Annotated in this window: 18 protein-coding genes, 1 tRNA gene and 1 pseudogene; 10 read left to right on the top strand and 10 right to left on the bottom strand. The window is 65.6% G+C overall.

Translation table 11 applies throughout. The features are described 5' to 3' along the window. Positions 1 to 94 precede the first annotated feature (94 nt). The gene (gene purF, locus AB2M62_RS07930) at positions 95 to 1552 is read left to right on the top strand and encodes an amidophosphoribosyltransferase (RefSeq protein WP_404339163.1); all 1458 of its coding nucleotides are present in this window, start codon (positions 95 to 97) and stop codon (positions 1550 to 1552) included. A 14-nt stretch (positions 1553 to 1566) separates the two neighbouring features. Beyond that, positions 1567 to 2277: an SDR family NAD(P)-dependent oxidoreductase gene (locus AB2M62_RS07925; RefSeq protein ID WP_404339161.1), complete on the top strand. Its 711-nt coding sequence runs from the start codon at positions 1567 to 1569 to the stop codon at positions 2275 to 2277. Here AB2M62_RS07925 and AB2M62_RS07920 read toward each other — a convergent pair. The 5 genes and pseudogenes from AB2M62_RS07920 to AB2M62_RS07900 all read right to left on the bottom strand — a co-directional run bounded on the left by AB2M62_RS07920 (position 2274) and on the right by AB2M62_RS07900 (position 8687). Then, positions 2274 to 3434: a serine hydrolase domain-containing protein gene (locus AB2M62_RS07920; protein WP_404339159.1), complete on the bottom strand. Its 1161-nt coding sequence runs from the start codon at positions 3432 to 3434 to the stop codon at positions 2274 to 2276. The two genes, AB2M62_RS07925 and AB2M62_RS07920, sit on opposite strands and share 4 nt — an antisense overlap. Next, entirely contained in the window at positions 3431 to 4669 is a 1239-nt protein-coding gene (locus AB2M62_RS07915) for a class I SAM-dependent methyltransferase (protein WP_404339157.1), read from the bottom strand. The genes AB2M62_RS07920 and AB2M62_RS07915 overlap by 4 nt, the downstream gene beginning before the upstream one ends. A gap of 64 nt (positions 4670 to 4733) precedes the next feature. Beyond that, a pseudogene (locus AB2M62_RS07910) lies at positions 4734 to 5767 on the bottom strand (2-oxoacid:ferredoxin oxidoreductase subunit beta). Continuing rightward, the gene (locus AB2M62_RS07905) at positions 5764 to 7701 is read right to left on the bottom strand and encodes a 2-oxoacid:acceptor oxidoreductase subunit alpha (RefSeq protein WP_404339155.1); all 1938 of its coding nucleotides are present in this window, start codon (positions 7699 to 7701) and stop codon (positions 5764 to 5766) included. Before AB2M62_RS07905 ends, AB2M62_RS07910 begins: the two are co-directional and overlap by 4 nt. An 80-nt stretch (positions 7702 to 7781) precedes the next feature. Further along, positions 7782 to 8687, bottom strand: coding sequence for a histone deacetylase (locus AB2M62_RS07900; RefSeq protein ID WP_404339853.1), 906 nt, complete (start codon positions 8685 to 8687; stop codon positions 7782 to 7784). Positions 8688 to 8739: 52 nt separating this feature from the next. Between AB2M62_RS07900 and AB2M62_RS07895 the strand changes: the two genes are divergently transcribed. From AB2M62_RS07895 to AB2M62_RS07865, 7 genes are all read left to right on the top strand, one after another. Beyond that, a complete protein-coding gene (locus AB2M62_RS07895) occupies positions 8740 to 9219 on the top strand; it encodes an RNA pyrophosphohydrolase (protein WP_404339153.1) in 480 nt (159 codons plus the stop codon). 91 nt (positions 9220 to 9310) lie between these two features. After that, a complete protein-coding gene (locus AB2M62_RS07890; protein WP_404339151.1) occupies positions 9311 to 10204 on the top strand; it encodes a YdiY family protein in 894 nt (297 codons plus the stop codon). Positions 10205 to 10277: 73 nt separating this feature from the next. Continuing rightward, the gene (locus AB2M62_RS07885; protein ID WP_404339149.1) at positions 10278 to 11486 is read left to right on the top strand and encodes a hydrolase; all 1209 of its coding nucleotides are present in this window, start codon (positions 10278 to 10280) and stop codon (positions 11484 to 11486) included. Beyond that, positions 11483 to 12493 carry an arginine N-succinyltransferase gene (locus tag AB2M62_RS07880; RefSeq protein ID WP_404339147.1) on the top strand — a complete coding sequence of 337 codons (1011 nt, stop codon included), beginning with the start codon at positions 11483 to 11485 and terminating at the stop codon, positions 12491 to 12493. Before AB2M62_RS07885 ends, AB2M62_RS07880 begins: the two co-directional genes overlap by 4 nt. Next, the gene (locus tag AB2M62_RS07875; protein ID WP_404339145.1) at positions 12493 to 13746 is read left to right on the top strand and encodes an N-succinylarginine dihydrolase; all 1254 of its coding nucleotides are present in this window, start codon (positions 12493 to 12495) and stop codon (positions 13744 to 13746) included. The genes AB2M62_RS07880 and AB2M62_RS07875 overlap by 1 nt, the downstream gene beginning before the upstream one ends. Before the next feature lie 65 nt (positions 13747 to 13811). Beyond that, on the top strand, positions 13812 to 14024 hold the full coding sequence (locus tag AB2M62_RS07870; RefSeq protein ID WP_404339143.1) for a hypothetical protein: 213 nt from the start codon (positions 13812 to 13814) through the stop codon (positions 14022 to 14024). Between the two features lie 97 nt (positions 14025 to 14121). Beyond that, on the top strand, positions 14122 to 15399 hold the full coding sequence (locus AB2M62_RS07865) for a sensor histidine kinase (protein WP_404339141.1): 1278 nt from the start codon (positions 14122 to 14124) through the stop codon (positions 15397 to 15399). 271 nt (positions 15400 to 15670) lie between these two features. On the opposite strand, the gene AB2M62_RS07860 is transcribed toward AB2M62_RS07865, so the two are convergent. Next, positions 15671 to 15747: transfer RNA gene (locus AB2M62_RS07860), tRNA-Arg, on the bottom strand. Between the two features lie 84 nt (positions 15748 to 15831). Here AB2M62_RS07860 and AB2M62_RS07855 point away from each other — a divergent pair. Beyond that, complete coding sequence (locus AB2M62_RS07855) at positions 15832 to 16329, top strand: hypothetical protein (protein WP_404339139.1); 498 nt, start codon at positions 15832 to 15834, stop codon at positions 16327 to 16329. Between the two features lie 2 nt (positions 16330 to 16331). Here the strand turns inward: AB2M62_RS07855 and AB2M62_RS07850 are convergent, their stop codons facing one another. From AB2M62_RS07850 to AB2M62_RS07835, 4 genes are all read right to left on the bottom strand, one after another. Then, positions 16332 to 18551 carry a spermidine synthase gene (locus AB2M62_RS07850; RefSeq protein ID WP_404339851.1) on the bottom strand — a complete coding sequence of 740 codons (2220 nt, stop codon included), beginning with the start codon at positions 18549 to 18551 and terminating at the stop codon, positions 16332 to 16334. Between the two features lie 83 nt (positions 18552 to 18634). Then, entirely contained in the window at positions 18635 to 19165 is a 531-nt protein-coding gene (locus AB2M62_RS07845) for a GNAT family N-acetyltransferase (RefSeq protein WP_404339137.1), read from the bottom strand. After that, positions 19162 to 20148, bottom strand: a complete 987-nt coding sequence (gene hemB / locus AB2M62_RS07840; RefSeq protein WP_404339135.1) for a porphobilinogen synthase — start codon at positions 20146 to 20148, stop codon at positions 19162 to 19164. Before hemB ends, AB2M62_RS07845 begins: the two co-directional genes overlap by 4 nt. A gap of 44 nt (positions 20149 to 20192) precedes the next feature. Then, positions 20193 to 21635 carry an MATE family efflux transporter gene (locus AB2M62_RS07835; protein ID WP_404339133.1) on the bottom strand — a complete coding sequence of 481 codons (1443 nt, stop codon included), beginning with the start codon at positions 21633 to 21635 and terminating at the stop codon, positions 20193 to 20195. Positions 21636 to 21644 lie beyond the last annotated feature (9 nt).

Raw genomic sequence — 21644 nt, 5'->3', positions numbered from 1 at the left:
CCGCGCTGGTTCATTTCTTTGTGACGAACGGGCGACAAAGCGCGAGGAAGCCCCTATATGCCCGGCCAAGAGTTGCGAACCCCATCGAGGGACGATGCTTACCACACACCCATTTGACGATGACAAGCTGCGCGAAGAGTGCGGCATTTTCGGTGTATCCGCCTCCGAAGGCGCGGCTGCGCTGGTGGCGCTGGGGCTGCACGCCTTGCAGCACCGCGGCCAGGAGGCTGCGGGGATTACCAGCTGGGATGGCCATCAGTTCCATAGCCACCGGGCGATGGGGCATGTCGCGGGCAATTTCGATCGCGACGATGTGATCCGCAGCCTCACCGGCACCACCGCCTGCGGCCATGTCCGCTATGCGACGACCGGCGATACCGCGATCCGCAACGTCCAGCCGCTCTATGCCGAGCTTGCCAGCGGCGGCTTCGCCGTCGCGCACAACGGCAATATCTCGAATGCGATGCGGCTGCGGAAGGACCTGGTTCGCCGCGGTTCGATCTTCCAGTCGACCTCGGATACCGAGGTGATCATCCATTTGGTCGCCACCTCGCATTATCGCACGCTGATGGATCGCTTCATCGATGCGCTCAAGCAGGTCGAAGGCGCCTATTCGCTGATCGTGATGACGCCCGAGGGCATGATCGCCTGCCGCGATCCGCTCGGCATCCGTCCGCTGGTGATGGGCAAGCTCGACGATTCGATCATCTTCGCCTCCGAGACGGTAGCGCTCGACGTGGTCGGTGCCGACTATGTCCGCGATGTCGAACCCGGCGAGCTGGTTGTGGTCAAGGGCAGCGAGATCAGCTCGCACAAGCCCTTCGCCCCTCAGGCGGCGCGGCCGTGCATCTTCGAATATGTCTATTTCTCGCGCCCCGATTCGATCAGCGACAATCGCTCGGTCTATTCGGTGCGCAAGGCGATCGGGGCGCAGCTGGCAATCGAGTCGCCGGTCGAGGCCGATCTGATCGTGCCCGTTCCTGATTCGGGCGTCCCCGCCGCGATCGGCTATGCCCAGCAGAGCGGCATACCGTTCGAGCTCGGCATCATCCGCTCGCATTATGTCGGCCGCACCTTCATCCAGCCGGGCGACAAGGTTCGTCACCTCGGGGTCAAGCTGAAGCACAACGCCAATCGCGAGCTGATCAAGGGCAAGCGCGTGGTGCTGGTCGACGATTCGATCGTGCGCGGCACCACGTCCTTGAAGATCGTCCAGATGATGCACGAGGCCGGCGCTGCCGAAGTCCATATGCGCATCGCGTCGCCGCCGACGCGGCACAGCTGCTTCTACGGCGTCGACACGCCCGAGCGCGCCAAGCTGCTCGCCGCCAAGCTCGATGTCGGCGGAATGACCGATTTCATCCATGCCGACAGCCTGGCCTTCATCAGCATCGACGGGCTCTACAAGGCGCTGGGCGAAGCGCACCGCGCCGACATCCACCCGAAATATTGCGACGCCTGCTTCACTGGCGACTATCCGACGACGCTCACCGACCAGGATGAGCTCGGCCCCGTCGACCAGTTCGCATTGCTCGAAGAGCGCGTCGGCTAACCACTGCGGATTCCATGACCGACAAGCCCCTCGCCGATAGAATCGCGCTCGTCACCGGTGCAAGCCGCGGCATCGGCGCCGCCACCGCCACGGCGCTCGCCGCCGCCGGTGCGCATGTCATCCTCACCGCCCGCACCGCCGGCGCGCTCGAGGAAGTCGAGGAGGCGATCTTCGCCGCAGGCGGATCGGCGACGATCGCGCCGATGGACCTGACCGAGAACGAGAGCGTCTCGCGCTTGGGCACTGCGATCGCCGAGCGCTGGCCGATGCTCGACATCCTCGTGCTCAACGCCGCGTCGCTCGGCACGTTGAGCGCGATTCCGGCGATCGACTTCAAGGAATTCGCCAAGGTGCTGACGCTCAACGTCACTGCCCAGGCCGCGATCCTCGCTGCGTTCGATCCGCTGCTCAAGCGCGCGCAGTCCGCCCGGGTGATCGGCGTCAGCTCCAGCGTCGGGCGCACCCCGCGCGCCTATTGGGGCATGTATGGCGCCTCCAAGGCGGCGTTCGAAAATCTGGTGCTGAGCTATGGCGAGGAAGTTCGCCACATCAGCGGCATCCGCACCGCGATCGTCGATCCCGGCGCCACGCGCACCAAGATGCGCGCCCGCGCCTTCCCGGGCGAGGATCCCGCGACGGTCAAACCGCCCGAAGCGGTCGCGGAGCGGATTGCCGCGCTGGCGGCCTCGGGCTTCGAGACCGGCCATTTCGAGCGCGTCGACTAGTGGGCTGCCGCCGCGAAGAGCTTGTCGAGAAACGCGGTTCTCGCGGCGCTATACTCTCGGTCGCTGGCCCGAGGCGCAGCGGCGGAGATCGCGATCACGGTGCGCGTCCTGGGATCGACGCGGATCGACTGGCCGAAAATGCCCTGGGCCCCGAAGCGCCCTTCGGGGTAGGTCCACCACTGATAGCCATAGCCGAAGCCCGGCACACCGATATCGGCATGCGCCGCGGTCGATTGCGCGAACCAGCCCGCGGGGACGATCCCCTTCCCACTCTCGAGCGCCAGCTGTCCCATCCGCGCATAATCCCGCAGGCTCACCGACAGGCAGCACCCGCTGACTTCATGTCCCGAGGGATCGATCATCCAGAACGCGTCCCGCTCCATCCCGAACGGCTTCCAGACCTTCTCGCTCAGATAGTCCGCCAGCGGCTTGCCGGTGGCGCGCATCACCAGAACGCCGATCAAATTGGTCTCGCCGGTCTTGTACACCCATTTGCTGCCCGGCGCAGTCTCGCGCGGCAGCTTCTTCATGTAGAAGACGGTCGGATCCTCCCCCGTCGGCACGGGCTCCAGAAACATCCGCGCCACGTCGGACTTGGCGTCGGTATAGTCCTCGTTCCATCTCACGCCCGACGTCATGGTGAGCAGCTGGGCGATGCTCACCCCATCATAGCCGCTGCCCGCGAGCTCTGGGATGTATTTGGTCACCGGCTCGTCGACCGACTTGATGTGCCCGTCCCGGATCGCCGCGCCCACCAGTGTCGAAGTGAACGATTTGGCGACGGAAAAGCTCGTCCAGCGCCCGTCCCGGCCATAGCCCCGGGCATAGCGTTCGAGCACGACCTTGCCGTCCTTGAGCACTATCAGCCCGGCGACGTTCTGCGCGGCGAGGAAGGCGTCGATCTCGGCATCGGCGATGGCCAGCGGCGTGCCAGCCGGAAGCGCGCGGACCTTCGCCCCGGCCTTTACGACATGGCCAGGGAAGATCGCCTCCATGTGCGGAAAATTGGCGTCGCGTTGCGCCTGGCTCCAGAACAGCACCTCCGCGCCGACCTTGCGCAATCCGCTGGTGTCCTTCGGATCGATTTGCACCGGTTGCGCCGCAGCCGCGGTTGCGCCGAGCGCGAGTACGCCCGCCAGCATCATCGTCCGGATCATTGCCCCTCCTTGACCAAGGTCATCTGGATGACGTCGATCCCGCCGCCCCGGAAACCGCCCTCGCAGTACATAAGGTAGTAGCGCCACAGCGCGACAAAGCGCGCGTCGAATTGCGGGGGCAGGTCTCCGGCCAGGGCGGCGGCATCGAAATTTTCGCGCCAACGCTTCAGCGTCTCGGCATAATCGAGCCCAAAATGAGCCTGATCGTGCCATGCGAGGCCATTCTCTTCGGCAAGCCGCCGGAACGTGCTCTCGCGGATCAGCAGTCCACCGGGGAAGATGTAGCGCTGGATGAAGTCGACATTGTTCGCATAGCCTTCGAACAAGGCGTCATCGAAGGTGATCAGCTGCAGTGCCGCGCGTCCGCCCGGCTTGAGCGCGCCGGCAACAGCGGCAAGATAGGCCGGCCAATATTGCCGCCCCACCGCCTCCGCCATCTCGATGCTGACGACCGCGTCGTAACGCCCCGTGACGTCACGATAGTCGGTCAGCGCGAAGCGGCCGCCGTCCAGCCCCGCGGTCCGCGCCTCCGCCCAGGCCTTCTGCTCGGTGGAGAGCGTGATGCCGTGGACGCGGCGTCCCTGGCGCAGCGCGAGTTCGGCGAAGGAACCCCAGCCGCACCCGATCTCCAGGATGGTGTCGCCGGCGGCAGTCGCGGTGCGATCGAGCATCGCCTGGAGCTTGACGGTCTGCGCGTCCTCCAGCGACTGGCCGGGATCGGCGAACAGCGCGCTCGAATAGGTCATGCCCGCGTCGAGCCAGGGCCGATAGAAGTCGTTGCCCAGATCGTAGTGGAACTGAATGTTGCGCCGCGATCCGCCGCGGTGGTTGCGCCGCAGCCAGTGCCACAGCCGCTTGCCGAGCAGCCACGGCCCGGTCGCGCGCGCTGGCGTCGCCAGCCCGGCGCGGTTCAGGCTGAACAGTGCGAAGAGCTGCACGGGATCGGGGCTCGCCCATTCGCCCGCCGCCCAGGCTTCATACCAGCCGCTTGATCCTTCGAGACCGAGCCGTAGCAGAGCCCGCCAGCTACGCAGGTCCACGATCGCCGCAGGTCCGCCACTGCGTCCGCCCAGCAGCCGCGTCCCGCCATCGGGCAAACGCAGTTCCAAGCTGCCCTGTCCAATCCCGCAATCGAGCCGATCAATCCGACGATGAAACAGCGGCGCTAGCCGGTCGAGTACGCCGCCCGCGCGAGGTTCTGTAGCTTCGGTTAGGGGTCGCTCGGGCGCATTCATTGCGCGACCTAAATGCACGCCCCGCCGCCGGGCAAGCGCTTTCCCCGCCTCAGGATCGGAAAGATCACAGCGGATGCGGCGCCTTGTCCACCATCCAGGTCTGGCCCTTGGAGACCAGCTTTTGGAGGTCGGCAGTCTTGCCCTCGCTCGCCCCCCATTCTGCGCGATTACCGCGCTTTCGAAGGTCGGCGCGGGATCGTCGTACAGCACCCCCAGCGCCATCGGAAACGGCCCGAACGGCATTTCGACGAGCATATGCGCGATGGCGCGGTTGGTGACACTGTGGACGATCACACCAGCAGCCTCCCAGTCCCCGTCGGCGACATCCACCACCTTGAGCATGATCCGCTCGAGATCGAGCGTCAGGCCCTTGGTGCCACCGGCGAACAATAGCGGCTTGCCCTGCTCAGCCCAGAGCTGGCCGAGCGCCGCATTTGCCTTGGCGGCGAAGGGCTCGAATACGTCGTCGTTATAGACGACGCAGTTCTGGAAGATTTCGACGAACGCCGCGCCCTGGTGCGCGTGCGCGGCCTTAAGCAGCGTGGGCAGGCTCTTATGGACATCGATCCCGCGCGCAACGAAACGCGCACCGCTGCCCAGCGCAAACGCGCAGGGATTGGCGGGATGATCGACGGAGCCGAACGGCGTGGAGGGAGAGCGAGTGCCCTCGCGGCTGGTGGGGGAATATTGGCCCTTGGTGAGGCCGTAAATCTCATTATTGAACAGGAGAAGCTGGCAGTTCAGATTTCGTCTGAGCAAATGCATCGTATGGTTGCCGCCGATCGACAGCGCGTCGCCGTCGCCGGTGATGATCCACACGTCGAGCGCGGGATTGGCGAGCTTGATCCCGGTCGCCACCGCTGGCGCCCTGCCATGGATGGTGTGGAAACCATAGGTTTGCATATAATAGGGAAAGCGCGACGAGCATCCGATGCCGCTGACGAACACCGTGTTCTCCGGCGTGGCGCCAATCTCGGGCATCGTGCGCTGCACGGCCTTGAGGATCGCATAATCGCCACAGCCCGGGCACCAGCGCACCTCCTGGTCGGTCTCCCAGTCCTTGGGCGTGCTCTGACGGATCGCGGCGAGCTCGTTCATGGATTAACGGCCTCCGGGTTGGGCAGCTGGGTGTTGTCGGGCCCGCATTCCTCCGCTTCCCCGCCGCCGAGATGGCGAGTGATCGCCGCTTCGATCTCCGCAATCGTGAAGGGCTGGCCGGATACTTTGCTAACCGGCACGGCGTTGACCAGATACTGGTCGCGCAGCATGGTCTTGAGCTGGCCAGTGTTCATTTCGGGTACGAGAATATGTCCGTAGCCGGCGAGCAACCCACCCAGATTCTTCGGAAGCGGCCAGATGTGACGGATATGGACATGCGCCACGTCCAGCCCCTTGCGCCGCGCGCGGCGAACCGCCTGCGCGATCGGGCCATAGGTTGAGCCCCAGCCGACGAGGACGAGCGCGCCGCTTTCACCACCCTGCTCGACGGTCTGGTCGGGCACGTCGATGCCGAGCACCTTGTCGCGGCGTAGGTCCGTCATCGCCTGGTGGTTGGTCGGCGAATAATCGATGTTGCCGCTGCCTTGCGCCTTTTCGATACCACCGATGCGGTGGGCCAGCCCCGGCGTTCCCGGCTTGACCCAGGGCCGTTTCAGCTTCGCATCGCGCGCATAGGGCTGAAACTTCTCCTCCGCGGCCGGGACCTGCGTGTGGAATTCGACCGGGAACCGCGCATAGGACGCCATGTCGGGCACCTTCCACGGCTCGGCGGCATTGGCGATATAGCCGTCGGTGAGCAGCATCACCGGGGTCATGTATTGCGTCGCGATCCGCACCGCCTCGATCGCGACCTCGAAGCAGTCCGCCGCCGATCGCGCCGCGAGCACCGGCATCGGCGCATCGCCATTCCTGCCGTATACCGCCTGATACAGGTCCGATTGCTCAGTCTTGGTCGGAAGTCCGGTCGAGGGTCCTCCGCGCTGCGAATTGATGATCACCAGCGGCAGCTCGGTCATGATTGCCAGCCCCATCGCCTCGCCCTTGAGCGCGATCCCGGGGCCCGAGGAAGACGTCACGCCGAGCGACCCCGCATAAGCCGCCCCAAGCGCCGAGGCGATCGCCGCGATCTCGTCCTCGGCCTGAAAGGTGGTGACGCCGTATTCTTTGAAGCGCGCAAGCTGATGCAGGATCGCGCTCGCCGGAGTGATAGGATAGCCCCCGAAGAACATCGGCAGCCCGGCGAGCTGCGCGCCCGCGACCAGTCCCAACGCAATCAATTCCGCTCCCGTTACCGTCCGGTACAGCCCCGGCTCGGCAGGCGCGGCCGGCAGGCTGTGGCGCACCAGCGGGCCGGAAAGCTCGGCGGTCTCGCCATAAGCGTGCCCGGCGTTGAGCGCGGCGATGTTGGCCTCGGCGAGCTGCGGCGCCTTGGCGAACTTCGCCGCGAGCCAGTCGATCAGTGGCTGGCGGTCGCGATCGAACATCCACAGCGCCAACCCGAGCGTCCACATGTTCTTACAGCGCAGCGCTTCCTTGTTGCCCAGCCTGAACGGCTTCACCGCTTCCAGGGTCAGCTGCGAGATGTTGAGCCGCAACAACTGCCAGCGCGCGAGACTGCCATCCTCGAGCGGGTTGGCGGCATATTTGGCCTTGTCGAGGTTGCGCGTGGAGAATTCGCCTTCGTCGGCGATGATGAGCCCGCCAGGCTTCAATTGCTCGACATTCACCTTGAGCGCTGCCGGGTTCATCGCGATCAGCATGTCGGGCGCATCACCCGCGGTATCGATCTGCGCCGAGCCGAAGTTGATCTGGAAGGCAGAGACGCCGAACAGCGTGCCCTGCGGCGCGCGGATCTCGGCAGGGAAATCTGGGAACGTCGCCAGGTCGTTGCCGGTCAGCGCGGTGGACAGCGTGAACTGGCCACCGGTCAGCTGCATCCCGTCGCCCGAATCGCCGGCGAAACGCACGACGATGGCTTCGGGCCCAGGCCCGGTTGACGCTAACCCGGGCGCGACTTGGTACGCAGTAGCCATGGCTCTTATCCTGCGGTTTTTCTCTCCGCGGACAGCCTACGCCTCGCAGCGTCCAGCCCCAAGGGATAAAATCTGCAGATTTATGATGGGCTTGCGAAGCCGGATCCGAGTGCGAGGATCGAGGCGACATGACGTCGGGAGACTTCGAGCGCATCGGCGCCATAGCCGCCGCCCAATGTGCTCGCGAACGGTATGCCGCGCTTGCGCAGGGTGCGGCCGATCCACTGGTCACGCGCGACCAGGCCGTCATGGCTCAGCCCCAGTCGCCCGAGCCGGTCGCCCGCCAGCGGATCGACACCCGCCTGATAGAGCACGAGGTCGGGCACAAAGGCTTCGATCAGCGGCAACAAGGTGTCGGCCAGCGTGGCGAGATACTCGGCATCGCCGGTCCCGTCCGGAAGCGCGACGTCCAGCGTCGAGCGTGCCTTGCGCGCCGGGAAGTTCTTTTCGGCATGGATCGAATAGGTCGCGATCGCCGGCTGACCGGCAGTCAGTGACGCTGTGCCGTCCCCTTGGTGAACGTCGCAATCGACGATCAGTACCCGCGCCACCACGTGTTCCTCGACGAGCCGGTTGGCCGCGAGGGCCAGATCGTTCAACACGCAATATCCTGCGCCGGTATCGGCGAGCGCATGATGACTGCCCCCGGCCGAGTTGGCGGCGAAGCCATGCTCGAGCGCCAGCAGCGCGGCAAGCCAGGTGCCGCCTGGCACGACCTGCGAGCGCAGTGCTACCTGCGGCGTTATCGGAAAGCCGATCCGGCGCTCCTTGGCCGGCGGCACCCGCGCCTCGATGACCTCGGCGATATAGTCGGGATCGTGCACCGCCTCGAGCCAGCGTCGGGGCATCGGCTCGGGAACGTGCCAGGTAAAGGCGTCACCCTCTGCGCGCAGCAAGTCGCGGACCAGACCGTTCTTGTTCCACTGATATTGGCTGCGCGCAGGCGCCGGCGCGACATAGTCGGAGTGATGGACGAGGTGGATCACGCCCCGCATTTAGCTATTCCCATGCCCACAAGGGAGGGGTAGCGGAGGCGCCATGGCCGACATTACCACCCTCCCCTATCGCCCCTGCGCGGGCGTCATGCTGATCAACCGCGAGGGCCGCGTGTTCGTCGGCCAGCGGCTCGATTCGACGCTGGAGGCCTGGCAGATGCCGCAGGGGGGGATAGACCCGGGCGAAGATCCGCTCGAAGCCGCCTATCGCGAGCTATGGGAGGAGACCGGCGTCGAGCGCCGGCATGTCGAGTTGGTCGCCATCGCTCCCGACGAACTCACCTATGACCTGCCCGAGGATCTCGTCGGCAAGGTGTGGAAGGGCAAGTGGCGCGGCCAGCGCCAGCGCTGGTTCCTGTTTCGCTTCAACGGCGCCGACAGCGACGTCAACATCGCCACTGCTGAGCCCGAATTCCGTGCCTGGCGCTGGGCCGACCCCAAGGACCTTCCCGAGCTGATCGTGCCCTTCAAGCGGGAGCTCTATCGCCAGCTGCTCGGCATCTTCGCCGCCGAGTTGCATTAAACTCTTAAGAGCACCGTCCCGCCGCGTTCAGTCATGCGACGGAAACATGCTGCCCTTTTCGTGTCCCAAACTTGTGGATAAGGCACCGGTCATGCGTGTCCTGCCGCTTTTCGCCTTGCCGCTGCTCCTCGCCAATACGGCAGGAGACCCCACCATCCCGCCGACGATCAAGGCGATGCTCGATGCCGCGATCCAGTCCGGGAACGAGGGCGAAGTCTCGACCATCGTCAAATATGCCCGCGCGGCCGATCCGGCGAGCGGGGACATGGTGGCCAAGATCGCCAGCGATTGGCGCAGCGACCGGCAGAAGAAGGCCCAGCGCAAGATTCGCGAAGCCAGCTTTTTCGATCTGGTGAAGGGCCATGCCGAGCTCGGCGGCTATGTCAGCTCGGGCAACACCGAGAATGTCGGGCTCACTGGCGCGATCGAGTTGCGCCGCGAGGCGATCGAGTGGCGACACAAGCTGCGATTGCAGGCCGATTACCAGGAGAGCCTGGGCGTCGTGACGCGCGAACGCTATGTCGCCGCCTACGAACCCAACTGGAAGTTCGACGACCGCGCCTATCTCTATGGCGCCGCCCAATATGAAAGCGATCGCTTCTCGGGCTTCAGCGATCGTATCTCGCTGTCTTCAGGCGTCGGCTACAGCGCGATAAAGACCGCCGACCTCAAGCTCGATCTCGAGCTCGGCCCGGCATTCCGGCACACGCGCTTCGTCGATTCGACGATAGAGAGCAACCTTGCTACCCGCGGCTCTCTGGATTTTGGTTGGAAGCTCTCACGCGGTGTGAGCATCACCCAGAATGCATCGGCCTATGTTCAGGATGCCAACAGTACCGTGTCGAGCAAATCGGCGTTGCTCGCCCGGCTGATCGGGCCGCTTTCGGCGCAATTCTCCTATTCGCTGCAATATGAAAGCACGCCCCCGGTCGGCCGCAAGACAACCGACACGACCAGCCGCGCGGCGCTCGTCGTCGATTTCTGACCATGCCCTGGCGGCATGACGCACCAAAGCGGCCCGGGATGACGGCGCCTGGTTTCCGCGCTACCAACCCTGGATGAGTGCAATTTCGGCAATCGAACAGGCGGCGATCGAACATGCCGCAAGCGCGCCGATGCTCGCGCGTACTGAGGCGTGGAGCGCAATCAACAGCGGCACGCGTAACCTTGCCGGTTTGGCGACGATGGCAGGCACGCTTGCCGATGCGTTTTCAGTGCTGCCAGGCCATGTCGCGCTGGTCGATCCGGAGCCCGTCGACGCGGTAACGACCGAAGGCCATGCCGAGCCGATCGGCCATGGCCAGCATCTCCACCTTGCGGTACGCCCCGGGGCGCCGGTTCAGATCCTGCTAACCGGCCATATGGATACGGTGTATGCCGCCGATCACCCGTTCCAGCATGGCCGCTGGACCGACGATGGCCGGCTCAATGCGCCGGGCGCTGCCGACATGAAGGGCGGGTTGGCACTGATGCTCGCCGCGCTAGAAGCGGTGGAGGCGAGTCCGCTCGCCGCCAAGTTCGGCTATGAAGTGCTGATCAATTCGGACGAGGAGACCGGATCGCTCGCCTCGCGCGGGCTGATCGAGGGGGCAGCCCGGGGCAAGGTTGCAGCGCTCACCTATGAGCCCGCGCTTCCCGACGGCACGCTGGCGGGCGCGCGTGGCGGCACCGGCAATTTCTCGCTGGTCGTGCGCGGGCGGAGCGCCCATGCCGGGCGCAATCCGGAAGATGGCCGCAACGCTCTGGTCGCCGCCGCGGACCTCGCGCTGCGTCTGGCAGCGGCGCGGGCGCCGCAGCTCGCAGTCAATCCGGCGCGTATCGATGGTGGCGGGCCCAACAATGTCGTCCCCGATCTCGCCATCCTCCGCGTCAATTTCCGGCCCAAAGACGAAAGCGCAATCGCCCAGGCGCGCGTCGCGCTCGAAGCCGCGGCATCTGACGTCATGGTGGCACACGATGTCGCGATCGAAGTCCATGGCAGCTTCAATCGCCCGCCCAAGCCGATCGATCCGGGCGCAGCGCGGCTGTTCGAACTGGTCCGCGCCTCGGGTGCCGATCTCGGCATCCCGATCGGCTGGCGCGACAGCGGTGGCGTGTGCGACGGTAACAACATCGCTGCCTGCGGCGTGCCGGTGGTCGACACGATGGGCGCCCGTGGCGGCGCCATTCATTCAGCGGAGGAATTTCTGATCCCCGAATCGCTTCCCGAACGCGCCGGCCTGTCGGCGCTGACCATCCTCCGCCTCGCCGAGCGGGGCCGGCCATGAGCTTCGTGATCCGCGCCGCGCGCGACGAGGACCTCCAGCCGCTTTACGAAATGGCCAAGCTCACCGGCGGCGGCTTCACCAATCTGCCGCCCGAAAAGGACGCGCTACGCGCCAAGCTCGTGCGCAGCCATGCCGCCTTCGCCCGCGACGAGGATGGCCTGGCGGACGACCTGTTCGTGCTGGTACTCGAAAATATCGAGACCGGCGAAGTGCGCGGCACCTGTCAGATCTTCACCCATGTCGGCCAGCACTGGCCCTTTTACAGCTATCGCATGGGCACGGTGACCAAGCACAGCCAGGAGCTCAATCGAACTTTTCGGGCTGAAATCCTTAGCTTGGTAAATGATCTTGAGGGCTCCAGCGAAGTCGGTGGGTTGTTCCTTCACCCTGGCGAGCGCGCTGGGGGGCTAGGCATGTTGCTTGCGCGCAGCCGCTATCTGTTCATCGCGCGCCATCGTGCGCGCTTTGCCGAGCGGGTGCTGGCGGAACTGCGCGGGGTGATCGACGAGGCGGGCGGCTCGCCCTTCTGGGACGGGGTTGCCGGGCGCTTCTTCGGGATGAACTTCCAGGCCGCCGACGAATTCAATGCCACGCATGGCAATCAGTTCATCGCCGATCTGATGCCCAAGCACCCGATTTACACCGCGATGCTCCAGGAAAGCGCGCGTTCGGTGATCGGCCTGCCCCACCCGTCCGGCCGCGCGGCGATGCGGATGCTCGAGAGCGAGGGCTTCGCCTTCGAGAATTATATCGACATCTTCGACGGCGGCCCGACGATGACGGCGCGTACCGATCTCGTGAAGACGGTGCGCGACGCAACGAGCGCGCAGGTCGCCGCGATCGGCGACGGCGGCGCCCAGGCGCTGGTCGCAACCGGACGGCTGGCCGAATTCCGCCTGACCCAGGGCCGAGTCGCCACCGCCGAGGACGGCGCGACGATCGACGAGCGGACAGCGCAGGTGCTCGGCGTCGCGGTGGGCGACGAAGTGCTGCACGTCGCACGCTGATGCTCGCCGAGATCAACTTCGACGGTATCGTCGGCCCGAGCCACAATTTCGCCGGGCTGAGCCCGGGCAATCTCGCCGCGACCCGCAGCCGCGGCCGTATCTCGAATCCGCGCGCGGCGGCGCTCGAGGGCATTGCCAAGATGCGCGCCAATCTCGCGCTCGGGCTGCGCCAGGGCATCCTGCTGCCCCATGCGAGGCCCGATCATCGCTGGCTCGCCGATCTCGGCGCGGACTTTGCCGGCGCCGCACCGCATCTCCAGGCACAGGCCTTTTCGGCATCGGCGATGTGGGCTGCCAACGCCGCGACGGTGTCGCCCGCGCCCGATACCGGCGACGGCCGCTGCCATCTGAGCGTCGCCAATCTGGTGACGATGCCGCATCGCAGCCATGAATGGCAGGAGACGCTCGCCCAGCTCCGCCTCGCCTTTGCCGATCCCGCTTTCGTCGTTCACGGCCCTGTCCCCGCCCCGTTTGGCGACGAAGGCGCGGCCAATCACATGCGGCTGGCGCCATCGCACGATGCGCCGGGCATCGAGGTCTTCGTTTATGGCATCAGCGGTGGTCCCTATCCCGCCCGCCAGCACCCTGACGCCAGCTACGCCGTCGCACGTCGCCATGGGCTCGATCCGGCGCGTACGCTCTTCGTCCAGCAGTCCGAGCAGGCGATTGCAGCGGGGGCGTTCCACAATGATGTCGTCGCCGTGGCAAATGGCCGGATTCTGTTCGCGCACGAATACGCCTTTGCCGACAAGGATCGCTTTTACGCCGATCTGCGTGCGGCGATGCCGGAGATCGAGATCGTCGAGGTGTCGGCGGCAAAGGTGAGCCTGGCCGATGCCATCGCATCCTATCTGTTCAACGCCCAACTGGTCACGCTGCCTGACGGCGAGCCTGCGCTGATCGTGCCCGAGGAAGCGCGCGATACGCCCAATGTGTGGCGCTGGCTCCAGGCCCATGTCGCCGGCAACGGTCCGATCCGACGCGTGGAGGTGGTCGATGTCCGCCAGTCGATGGGCAATGGCGGCGGGCCTGCCTGTTTGCGGCTGCGGGTGGTGTGCGATCCCGCCAGCGTAGACCCGCGCTTCCTGGTCGACGAAGCGCGGCTCGACGCCATCGCAGCGGTGATCGACGCAGAATGGCCCGAGGCAGTCGATTCCGAAGCGCTCGGCGATCCGGCGCTGGTCGGCCGCGTCGAGCGCGCGCGCCGGGTCCTGCTGGAGGCGCTTGGAACTGTCGAGTTAATTGACAGGTAACCACATCCGTCACGGCGAAAATGGCGGATTTCCGCGCTTGGCCCGCGCCTTGCTTAAGATCGCGCATGTTCACCAGAGTCCGCCGCCTCTTCCAGATCAAGAACAAGTTCGAAGCCTTTCTGATCATCTATGGTCTGGGCACTGGCGCAGTCGAGCGCGGCGTCCACTATCTCCAGCTCTATCCCGGCTGGGGCGGCAAGCTGCTGTTCCTCCTTTGCCCGATCGCGGTGTTCATGGCAGGCGGCAAGATCCTCGACAGCTTCGACGTTCCGGATTGACGCGACCGACGAGAGCGCTAACCCAGACCGATTAATTGTTTCGGGCGGGGTTAAGTCGAGCGTGCCGCTCTTTTCGCAGATATTCAGAGCTTTGGCGGTGCAGGCCGCACTCGCCGTGACCGTCGTCGGCGCGTTGCTTTTCATGCTCGCCTATCAAGCCGTGTCGAGCCAAGTCAACGCGCGCGACGAGGCGGCGCTTACCGATTTCACGATGCTGACTGCACAAGCCGTCCGCGCCGGCGTACCCGTGGATCAGCCCGTGCGCGAGCTCGATGCCCGGGGCGGACCGCTCGCCGGCCGAGTCGCACTGGTCGATGGCCGTGGTACGCTGATCGCCGGCGCCCAGCCGGAGGGCAAGGTCCGCGCCGAGCAGCCGGTTCGCGTCAACGGACAGACGCTGGCGCGCGCGCAAATTGTCCGTAGCGCGCCCTTCGGCAGCGCCGACCGCAATGCCGGTTTGCTGCTCTATCTAGGCATTGGCGCGATCCTGCTTCTTTTGCTTGCCGCACTGCTGGGGTCGGCGCTGGTGCTGGCGCGCCGCTGGAGCCGACCGCAAATCGAATTGCACCGTCTCAGCCGCGAGATCGCGCATGGCGATCACGAACTGTCGTTCGAAGACAGCGGGCCGCCGGAGATCGCGGGTACGATGCGGAACCTGCGCCGTATCGCCAGTCAGTTCAGTAGGATCGAGGCGGCGAGACGAACCTGGCTCGTCTCGGTGTCGAGCGAGCTGAAACGCCCTGCTGAGAATATGGGCGAGCATTTCATCGCATTGTGCGCGCTCGAACCGCCGCTGCCGACCGACCTACTCGCGGGTATCGAGGACGATACCAAGCGGTTGATTCATATGGCCGAGGATCTGAGTGCGGTTGCGCTCGCGGATCTCGGCCGGCTTCCGGTCAGTCTTGGGGAAGCTGATGCGCGCGGGCTGGTCGACCACGCCATTGCCGCCCATCGCGACGATGTCGAGGCACAAGGGGTAAGGATCGAGCGCGGCGCGTTTCCCGTAGAGGCAGCGCCGGTCAAATGGGATGTCGAACGGATTGCCCAGGCCTTCCACGCGCTGATTGCCAACTCGCTGCGGTTCACGCCCAAAGGTGGCAAGATCGCGATCGGGCTGGAGCGTTCACGCGAGGCCTGGCGGCTTGTTGTCGACGATAGTGCCCCGGGAATCGACGTGATGCTCGCCCAGCGCCTGTTCGAGCCCTTCTATCGCAGTTCCGATCGCAGCGACGAAGCGGCCGCCTCGGGGCTGGGCCTTGCGACGGCGCGCGCGATCGTCGAGGCGCATCATGGCCGCATCGAAGCTGCGCGCTCGCCGATTGGCGGGCTGCGCGTGACGATCATCCTGCCAGCGAACCCACCGACCATCTAGACCCGTTCGAAAGTCCAGGGCGTTCGCAGGGTTTTCGGACGGGCGTTGCGTCGATCAGCCATGTCTTGGCCCTCCGGCGATACGTGGAGCCGGGAACAATTTGGGCCGCGCCTGGATCGATCGACGGGGTTTCGCAAATAGGCGTTTCGGAACCAGAGAGTGCATGCCATATCTGCGATCCGCGGCTCGACTAGCGTGCGTGGACTAGGCGGCAATGCCGAGATTCGCCCTTATCGGCCTTCCCATCGCGGGGAATCCCAGGATGGGGAAGTGGCGCGCCCGGAACGATTCGAACGTCCGACCCTCAAATTCGTAGTCTGATGCTCTATCCAGCTGAGCTACGGGCGCGCATTGGAGCGGCGCTGATAGAAGCAGTGCCAGAAGAACGCAACCCCGTTGCGCAGGCTTTTCGCGCAGCATAAGGCGATAGCGATGCGACGCCTTACCCTTCCCGCCCTAGTAGCGCTCGTGCTGGCCGGCTGCGCCCAGTCCACTCGACACTATCCGTCGCTGTTGCCGCGCGCAGGCGAGTCGCCCAACCTCGCTGAGCCCGAGCGGACGGTGCCGACGGCGACGCCCGACCCGGTGCTCGATTCGCAACTCGCCACGCTGACGGGTGCACTCACCAGCAACGGGCAGCGCTTCGCCGCCGCCGCCCAGGATACCGAGGCAAAGGTGGCGGTCGCCCGCGGTGTCGCTATCGGCTCCGATGCCTGGCTCAATGCCCAGACAGCGCTCAGCGGGCTCGCCTCGCTGCGTGCTCCGACCTTGAGCACGCTCGCCGAACTCGAGGAAATGGCGATCCAGCGCGGCGAGAAGGGCCTGGTCCCCTATCCCGCCCTCGATGCCGCGGTCCAATCCGCACGTACTTTGGCGACCGAACAGGACCGGCGCATCGACGCGCTCGATGCTGCGCTGAGCGGCAAGTGAGGTCAGTAGCCTTTTAGCGATGGGTTGAACGCCCGTATCACCGGTACGACGGACGCGTAATCGTCGCTCCAGCCACGAAAGCCGGGTTTGGCGATCAGCGGCGTCCAGCCAGTATTGCCCGCCGTCAGCTGAGCCAGGACGGCAGGGTCACGCGACAGCGCAATCCAGTCGGAGATCGTGGCCTCATCGGCGCGCTCGGCCTCGGTCGGAGAATAAACCAACCGCGCCGCATGCCACCCGCCCTGCTCCGCTGCCGCCGCAACGACCGGCGCCAGTGCTAGGAAGCGATTTGAGATATGGACGAGCAACAACCCCTTGGGCGTCAATGCGCGCGCATAGGTCTGGAAGGCCTCGCGCGTCATCAGGTGCATCGGTACCGAATCCGAGGAAAACGCGTCCAGTGCGAGAAGGTCAAGGCTCGCCGGCTGCAACTCGGCGAGGCGAAGGCGCGCGTCGCCCAGCGCGATCTCCGGTGACGGCAAGCACTGACGCAGAAAGGTGAAACGGCCCGAATCGCGCGCGATGCCAACTACGGCCGGATCGATTTCGAAGAACCGCCAGTGTTGGCCAGGCTGCGCATAGCAGGAAAGCGTTCCGGTCCCCAAACCGACTACGCCAACCCGGGCGTGCGGGCCGTATAGCGACGATAGCGCCATCATTGCCTGACCGATCCCGGAGCCTGGGACATAATAGGTTGTCGGCATGCGGGAGCGAGCGCCGGTAAGTTGAACGCCGTGCAGCGTCGTGCCGTGCGCAAGCCGGTGTTCACTGGCGTCTTCGGAAACGGTGTAGACGCCGAAATAGCTTCGCGTCCGTTCGCCGGTAAACGATGTCTCGATCGCTCGGTAGCCGCCGAAAATATAGAGAGCGCCGGCAAGCGAGACCAGAAAGGCGGCTCGTGCGCCAATTGCGAGCAATCCGAGCGCCGCTGCCGCCGCGAACGCGATCTGCTCATGCATCTCGCCCAATATGCCACCAGGATTGGCGATACCCAGATAGGCTACGCCCGCAACCAGAGCCGCAAGGATCGTCACTCGCGTGGCGTATCGGCGCCGGGACCCTTCCCAAACACGCGCCGCGAAGGGGAACAAGTAGCGCTGCGAACCCAGCGCACCCGCCGCCAGGATCAGCAGCGGGTATTCATACGTCCAGTCGAAGAGGATCGGCGCGACCAGCGCAGAGAATGCACCGCCAATTACCCCACCAACCGCCATGGCGAGGTAGAAGCCGGTCAGGCGATCGGGCGCCGGGCGCAGCGCGTACATGCAAGAATGCAGCGCGACCGACACCGCGAACAACAGGATGAGGCCTATCACCGCGTTTAGATAGGCGAACTCGTGCCGCCCCGAGATCATCGCTGCGCCGAACAGAAGGAGCATCGCGGGGATGCAGCGCGCCAGCAGGTCGGCCATCGTAGCGTTCTCGCGGAAGGCGACCGAGAAGCTGAGGAGATAAAGGCCGAGCGGCAGCACCCATAGCATCGGCACTGCGACGATATCGGTGGTGAGAAACGTGGTCGTCGCGAGCATTAGTCCGGAAGGGACCAGGGCGAGCAGAATCCAATGTGCGACCCGGCCGCGCGTCGGCGCCGGCGACGCCGGCCGGACCGCAGGCGCGCGCAGCGGCGTCCGCGGCAGCAGCGTCGCGCAGGCGGCGACGAGGACGAAGACCAATGCGTATCCTGCGGTCCACAGCCAGCTCTGCGCCTTAAGCGCCATCTCCGGCTCGACGAGCAGCGGATAGGCAATCAGTCCGCCAAAGCTGCCGATGTTGGATGCCGCGTAAAGAGCGTATGGATCGCGCCCGCCACTCGCGACGCTGTACCAACGCTGGAGCAGCGGTGCCTGCGCCGCGATCGCGAAGAACAGCGGGCCGATCGAGGCGCAGAGCAGCCAGGGAACCCACAGGGTCGGTTCACCATTCGCAGGCGGCTCGATGCCGATAAGCCCGATCGGCAACCATAGCGAAGCCAGCGCCAGCACGCACAGATGGACGGCTGCCTGCGCGCGCACGCCAAGCCGTCCCAGCCAATGGGCATAGGCATAGCCTCCCAGCAGCAACGCCTGATAGACTAGCATTGCCGAGTTCCAGACGGCGGGCGCGCCGCCGAGCCGCGGCAACGCCATTCGCGCAACCATCGGCTGGACGAGGAAGAGCAGGAAAGAGCCGGCAAGGATCGCCAGGACGAAGAGGCCGTGTCGGGCACGGCCCGTAGCGTTCATCGTGCCGTTCATGCGTCGATCTCCCCCGACGCCCGATGGCGGCATTTTGGTTTCCACGCGATTAACATTAGCTAAGTCCCGGATCATGCCGGCCGGTCGATCGCGAAGGTCACGCTCGGCTGCAGCACGTGCCCGTCCGGGAAGGTCTTGCTCAGATAGTCGCCATCGGGCAGCCGATACATGCCCAGCCGCGCCATCAGCCCCTGGCTCCTGACGTTGACGGCAGAGGTGATGGCATAGATCCGGTCGTCGGCGATCCGAGCCCAACTATCGGCCAGCACCGCTTCCATCGCCTCGCGCGCATAGCCGCGCCCCCACCACGGCAGGTCGACGATCCACCCGGCTTCGATCTTGCCGTGGATCGGCACGTGCGCCTCACCCCGCTTTAGTCCGCAAAAGCCGACCACCGCGCCGTCCTCGCGCCGCTCGACCGCGAGAAAGCCCAGGCCTTCGCTGCGCAGTCGGTCATGCTTGGCAAGCACCGCGTCGGCCGCTGCCGCATCCAAACCGGGAAACAGCTGCGCCATCAGCTCCCGATCCGTAAACATCCGCACCAGCGTGTCCCGGTCGCGCGCTTCCGGCGCACGAAGGAGCAGCCGGGCGGTCTCGATCATGCGCCGAGCAGCCGCGCCGCCAGCGGTGCGTGATAGGTGAGCACGCCTGAAGTGCCGGCACGCTTGAACGCCATCAGCGTCTCGAGCACCAGCGCCTCGCGGTCGCCCGCACCGACCGCCGCGGCCGCCTCGATCATCGCATATTCGCCCGACACCTGATAGGCGAACACCGGCACCTGGAACTCGCTCTTCACCCGCACGATGATGTCGAGATACGGCAAGCCCGGCTTGACCATGACGCTGTCCGCGCCCTCGGCGAGATCGAGCGAGACTTCGCGCAGTGCCTCCTCGGCGTTAGCCGGATCCATCTGATAGGTCTTCTTGTCGCCCTTTAGCAGTCCGCGCGAGCCGACCGCGTCGCGGAACGGGCCATAAAAGGCCGAAGCATATTTGGCGGCATAGGCCATGATCTGAACGTTGACATGGCCATTGGCCTCGAGCGCCGAGCGGATCAGCCCGACGCGCCCATCCATCATGTCCGACGGGGCGACGATGTCCGAACCGGCTTCGGCCTGGATCAGCGCCTGATCGGTGAGTATCGCAGCAGTCGTATCGTTGAGCACATAGCCGCCGGCATCGACGATCCCGTCATGGCCGTGACTGGTATAAGGATCGAGAGCGACATCGGTCAGCACCCCGAGATCGGGGACCGCATCCTTGATCGCGCGGATCGCGCGGCACATCAGATTGTCGGGATTGAGCGCCTCGCGGCCATCGTCGCTGCGAAGGCCTGGCGGCGTATTGGGGAACAGTGCGACGCAGGGAATGCCCAGCGACGCTGCCTCGCGGGCACGCTCGGCAATCCCCTTTACCGACCAGCGCGACACGCCGGGGAGCGAGGCGATGGGCTCTTCCTCACTGCCGTCGGTGACGAACAACGGCCAGATCAAGTCGGCGGGGGTAAGGACGGTCTCGGCGTGGAGCCGGCGGCTCCAGGCAGCAGCACGCGTGCGGCGGAGGCGAAGCGCGGGGTAGTGACTCATCGCGCGCTGATGCGCCTCTCGCCGGCGCGACGCAAGCCGCAGGCTCAGCCGGTGGGTTGAAGGCGGCCGGCCGGCTCGGCGGTGGCATGCGCGTGCTCCTCGGCATCCTCGGGCTGGGGCGGGACCGCCAACACCCCCTCGCGCCACCGGCCGAAGCGGTAATAGAGCGCGGCGAGACCGAGCGAGCAGGCCGAGCCGAGCGGAAAGGCGAGCCAGAGCGCATCAGGGCCGATCCAAGTCTGCCCGAGCACCGCGAAGCCGAAGCGGATCGGAAATAGCGTAATCGCGAGGATGATCAGCGGCGCGATCGTCGCACCGTTGGCGCGGACAGTGGAGAACATCACCATGGTCGCGCCGAACATCACGAAGGTCCAGCTTGCCAGCAACTGGATATGCCGAGCGATCGGGATCGCGGGGCTGTCGCCGCCGACGAACAGCGCCATCACCGGGCGATCGAACAGAATGATCGCCCCGATGACGACCAGCGTGATCGCCGTATTGTAGATCAACCCCGAACGGGTGATCGCGCCGACCCGGTCCCAGCGCCCAGCACCGATATTTTGCGCGGCCATGCTGGAGACGGCGACGCCGATCGCCATCGCCGGCATCTGAATATAGGTCCACAGCTGCTGCGAGACGGCATAGGCCGCGGCGGTATCGACCCCGAGCCGATTGACGAGGCCGACCATCGAGAGGCCGGCGGTGGACATTACCAGCATCTGCGCACCCATCGGCAGCCCCTTGGCCACGATCGTGCGGACCAGCGCCGCCTCGGGTAGGAGATAGCGCAGTTCCGGCCCGCGCAGGCGGATCGGCAAGTCGCGCCAATAGACATAGATCAGCAGGCCGAGCGAGGAGACGATTCCCGCGAGCAGCGTGGCGGTCGCCGAGCCGGCGATGCCCATGCGCGGGAACGGCCCTATCCCCTCGATCAATAGCGGGTTGAAGGTCGAATCGATGGCGACGCTCAATACCATGAACCACAGCGGCGTGATCGAATCGCCGGTGCCGCGCAGACTCATCTGGATGAGCACGCCCAGCATGCTGAATGGCAAGCCGAGGAAGATCACGCGAAGATAGGCGAGCGCCATCGCCTGCGCCTCGCCGGGCGTGGCGAGCAGGCGGAGGATCTGCGGCGCGAACAGCCAGCCCAGGATGGCGATGATCACCGCGCCGCCCATCACCAGTCCGATCGCCGACCCGAAGGCGCGCCGCGCCGCCTCTACATCGTTCCGCCCCATCGACTGGCCGATAAGGATCGTCGCCGCCATGCCGAAGCCGAACACCGACGAGAACATCAGGAACATGATGATGTTGGCGTTGCTGGTCGCCGCCAGCGCCTGCTCGCCGAGGAAGCGGCCGACCCAGATCGAATTGATCGAGCCGTTCAGGGACTGGAGGATGTTCGAACCGAGCGTCGGCAGGGCGAACAGGATCAGCGTGCGGCCGATGGGGCCCTGGGTCAGGTCGCGGCGCGGTGCTGGCATGGCGATCTA

The organism is Sphingomonas sp. MMS12-HWE2-04, assembly GCF_044881185.1.
Taxonomy (GTDB): Bacteria; Pseudomonadota; Alphaproteobacteria; order Sphingomonadales; family Sphingomonadaceae; genus Sphingomonas.
Note: the sequence above shows the minus strand (reverse complement) of the source record. Positions and strands in the feature narration are given on the sequence as shown.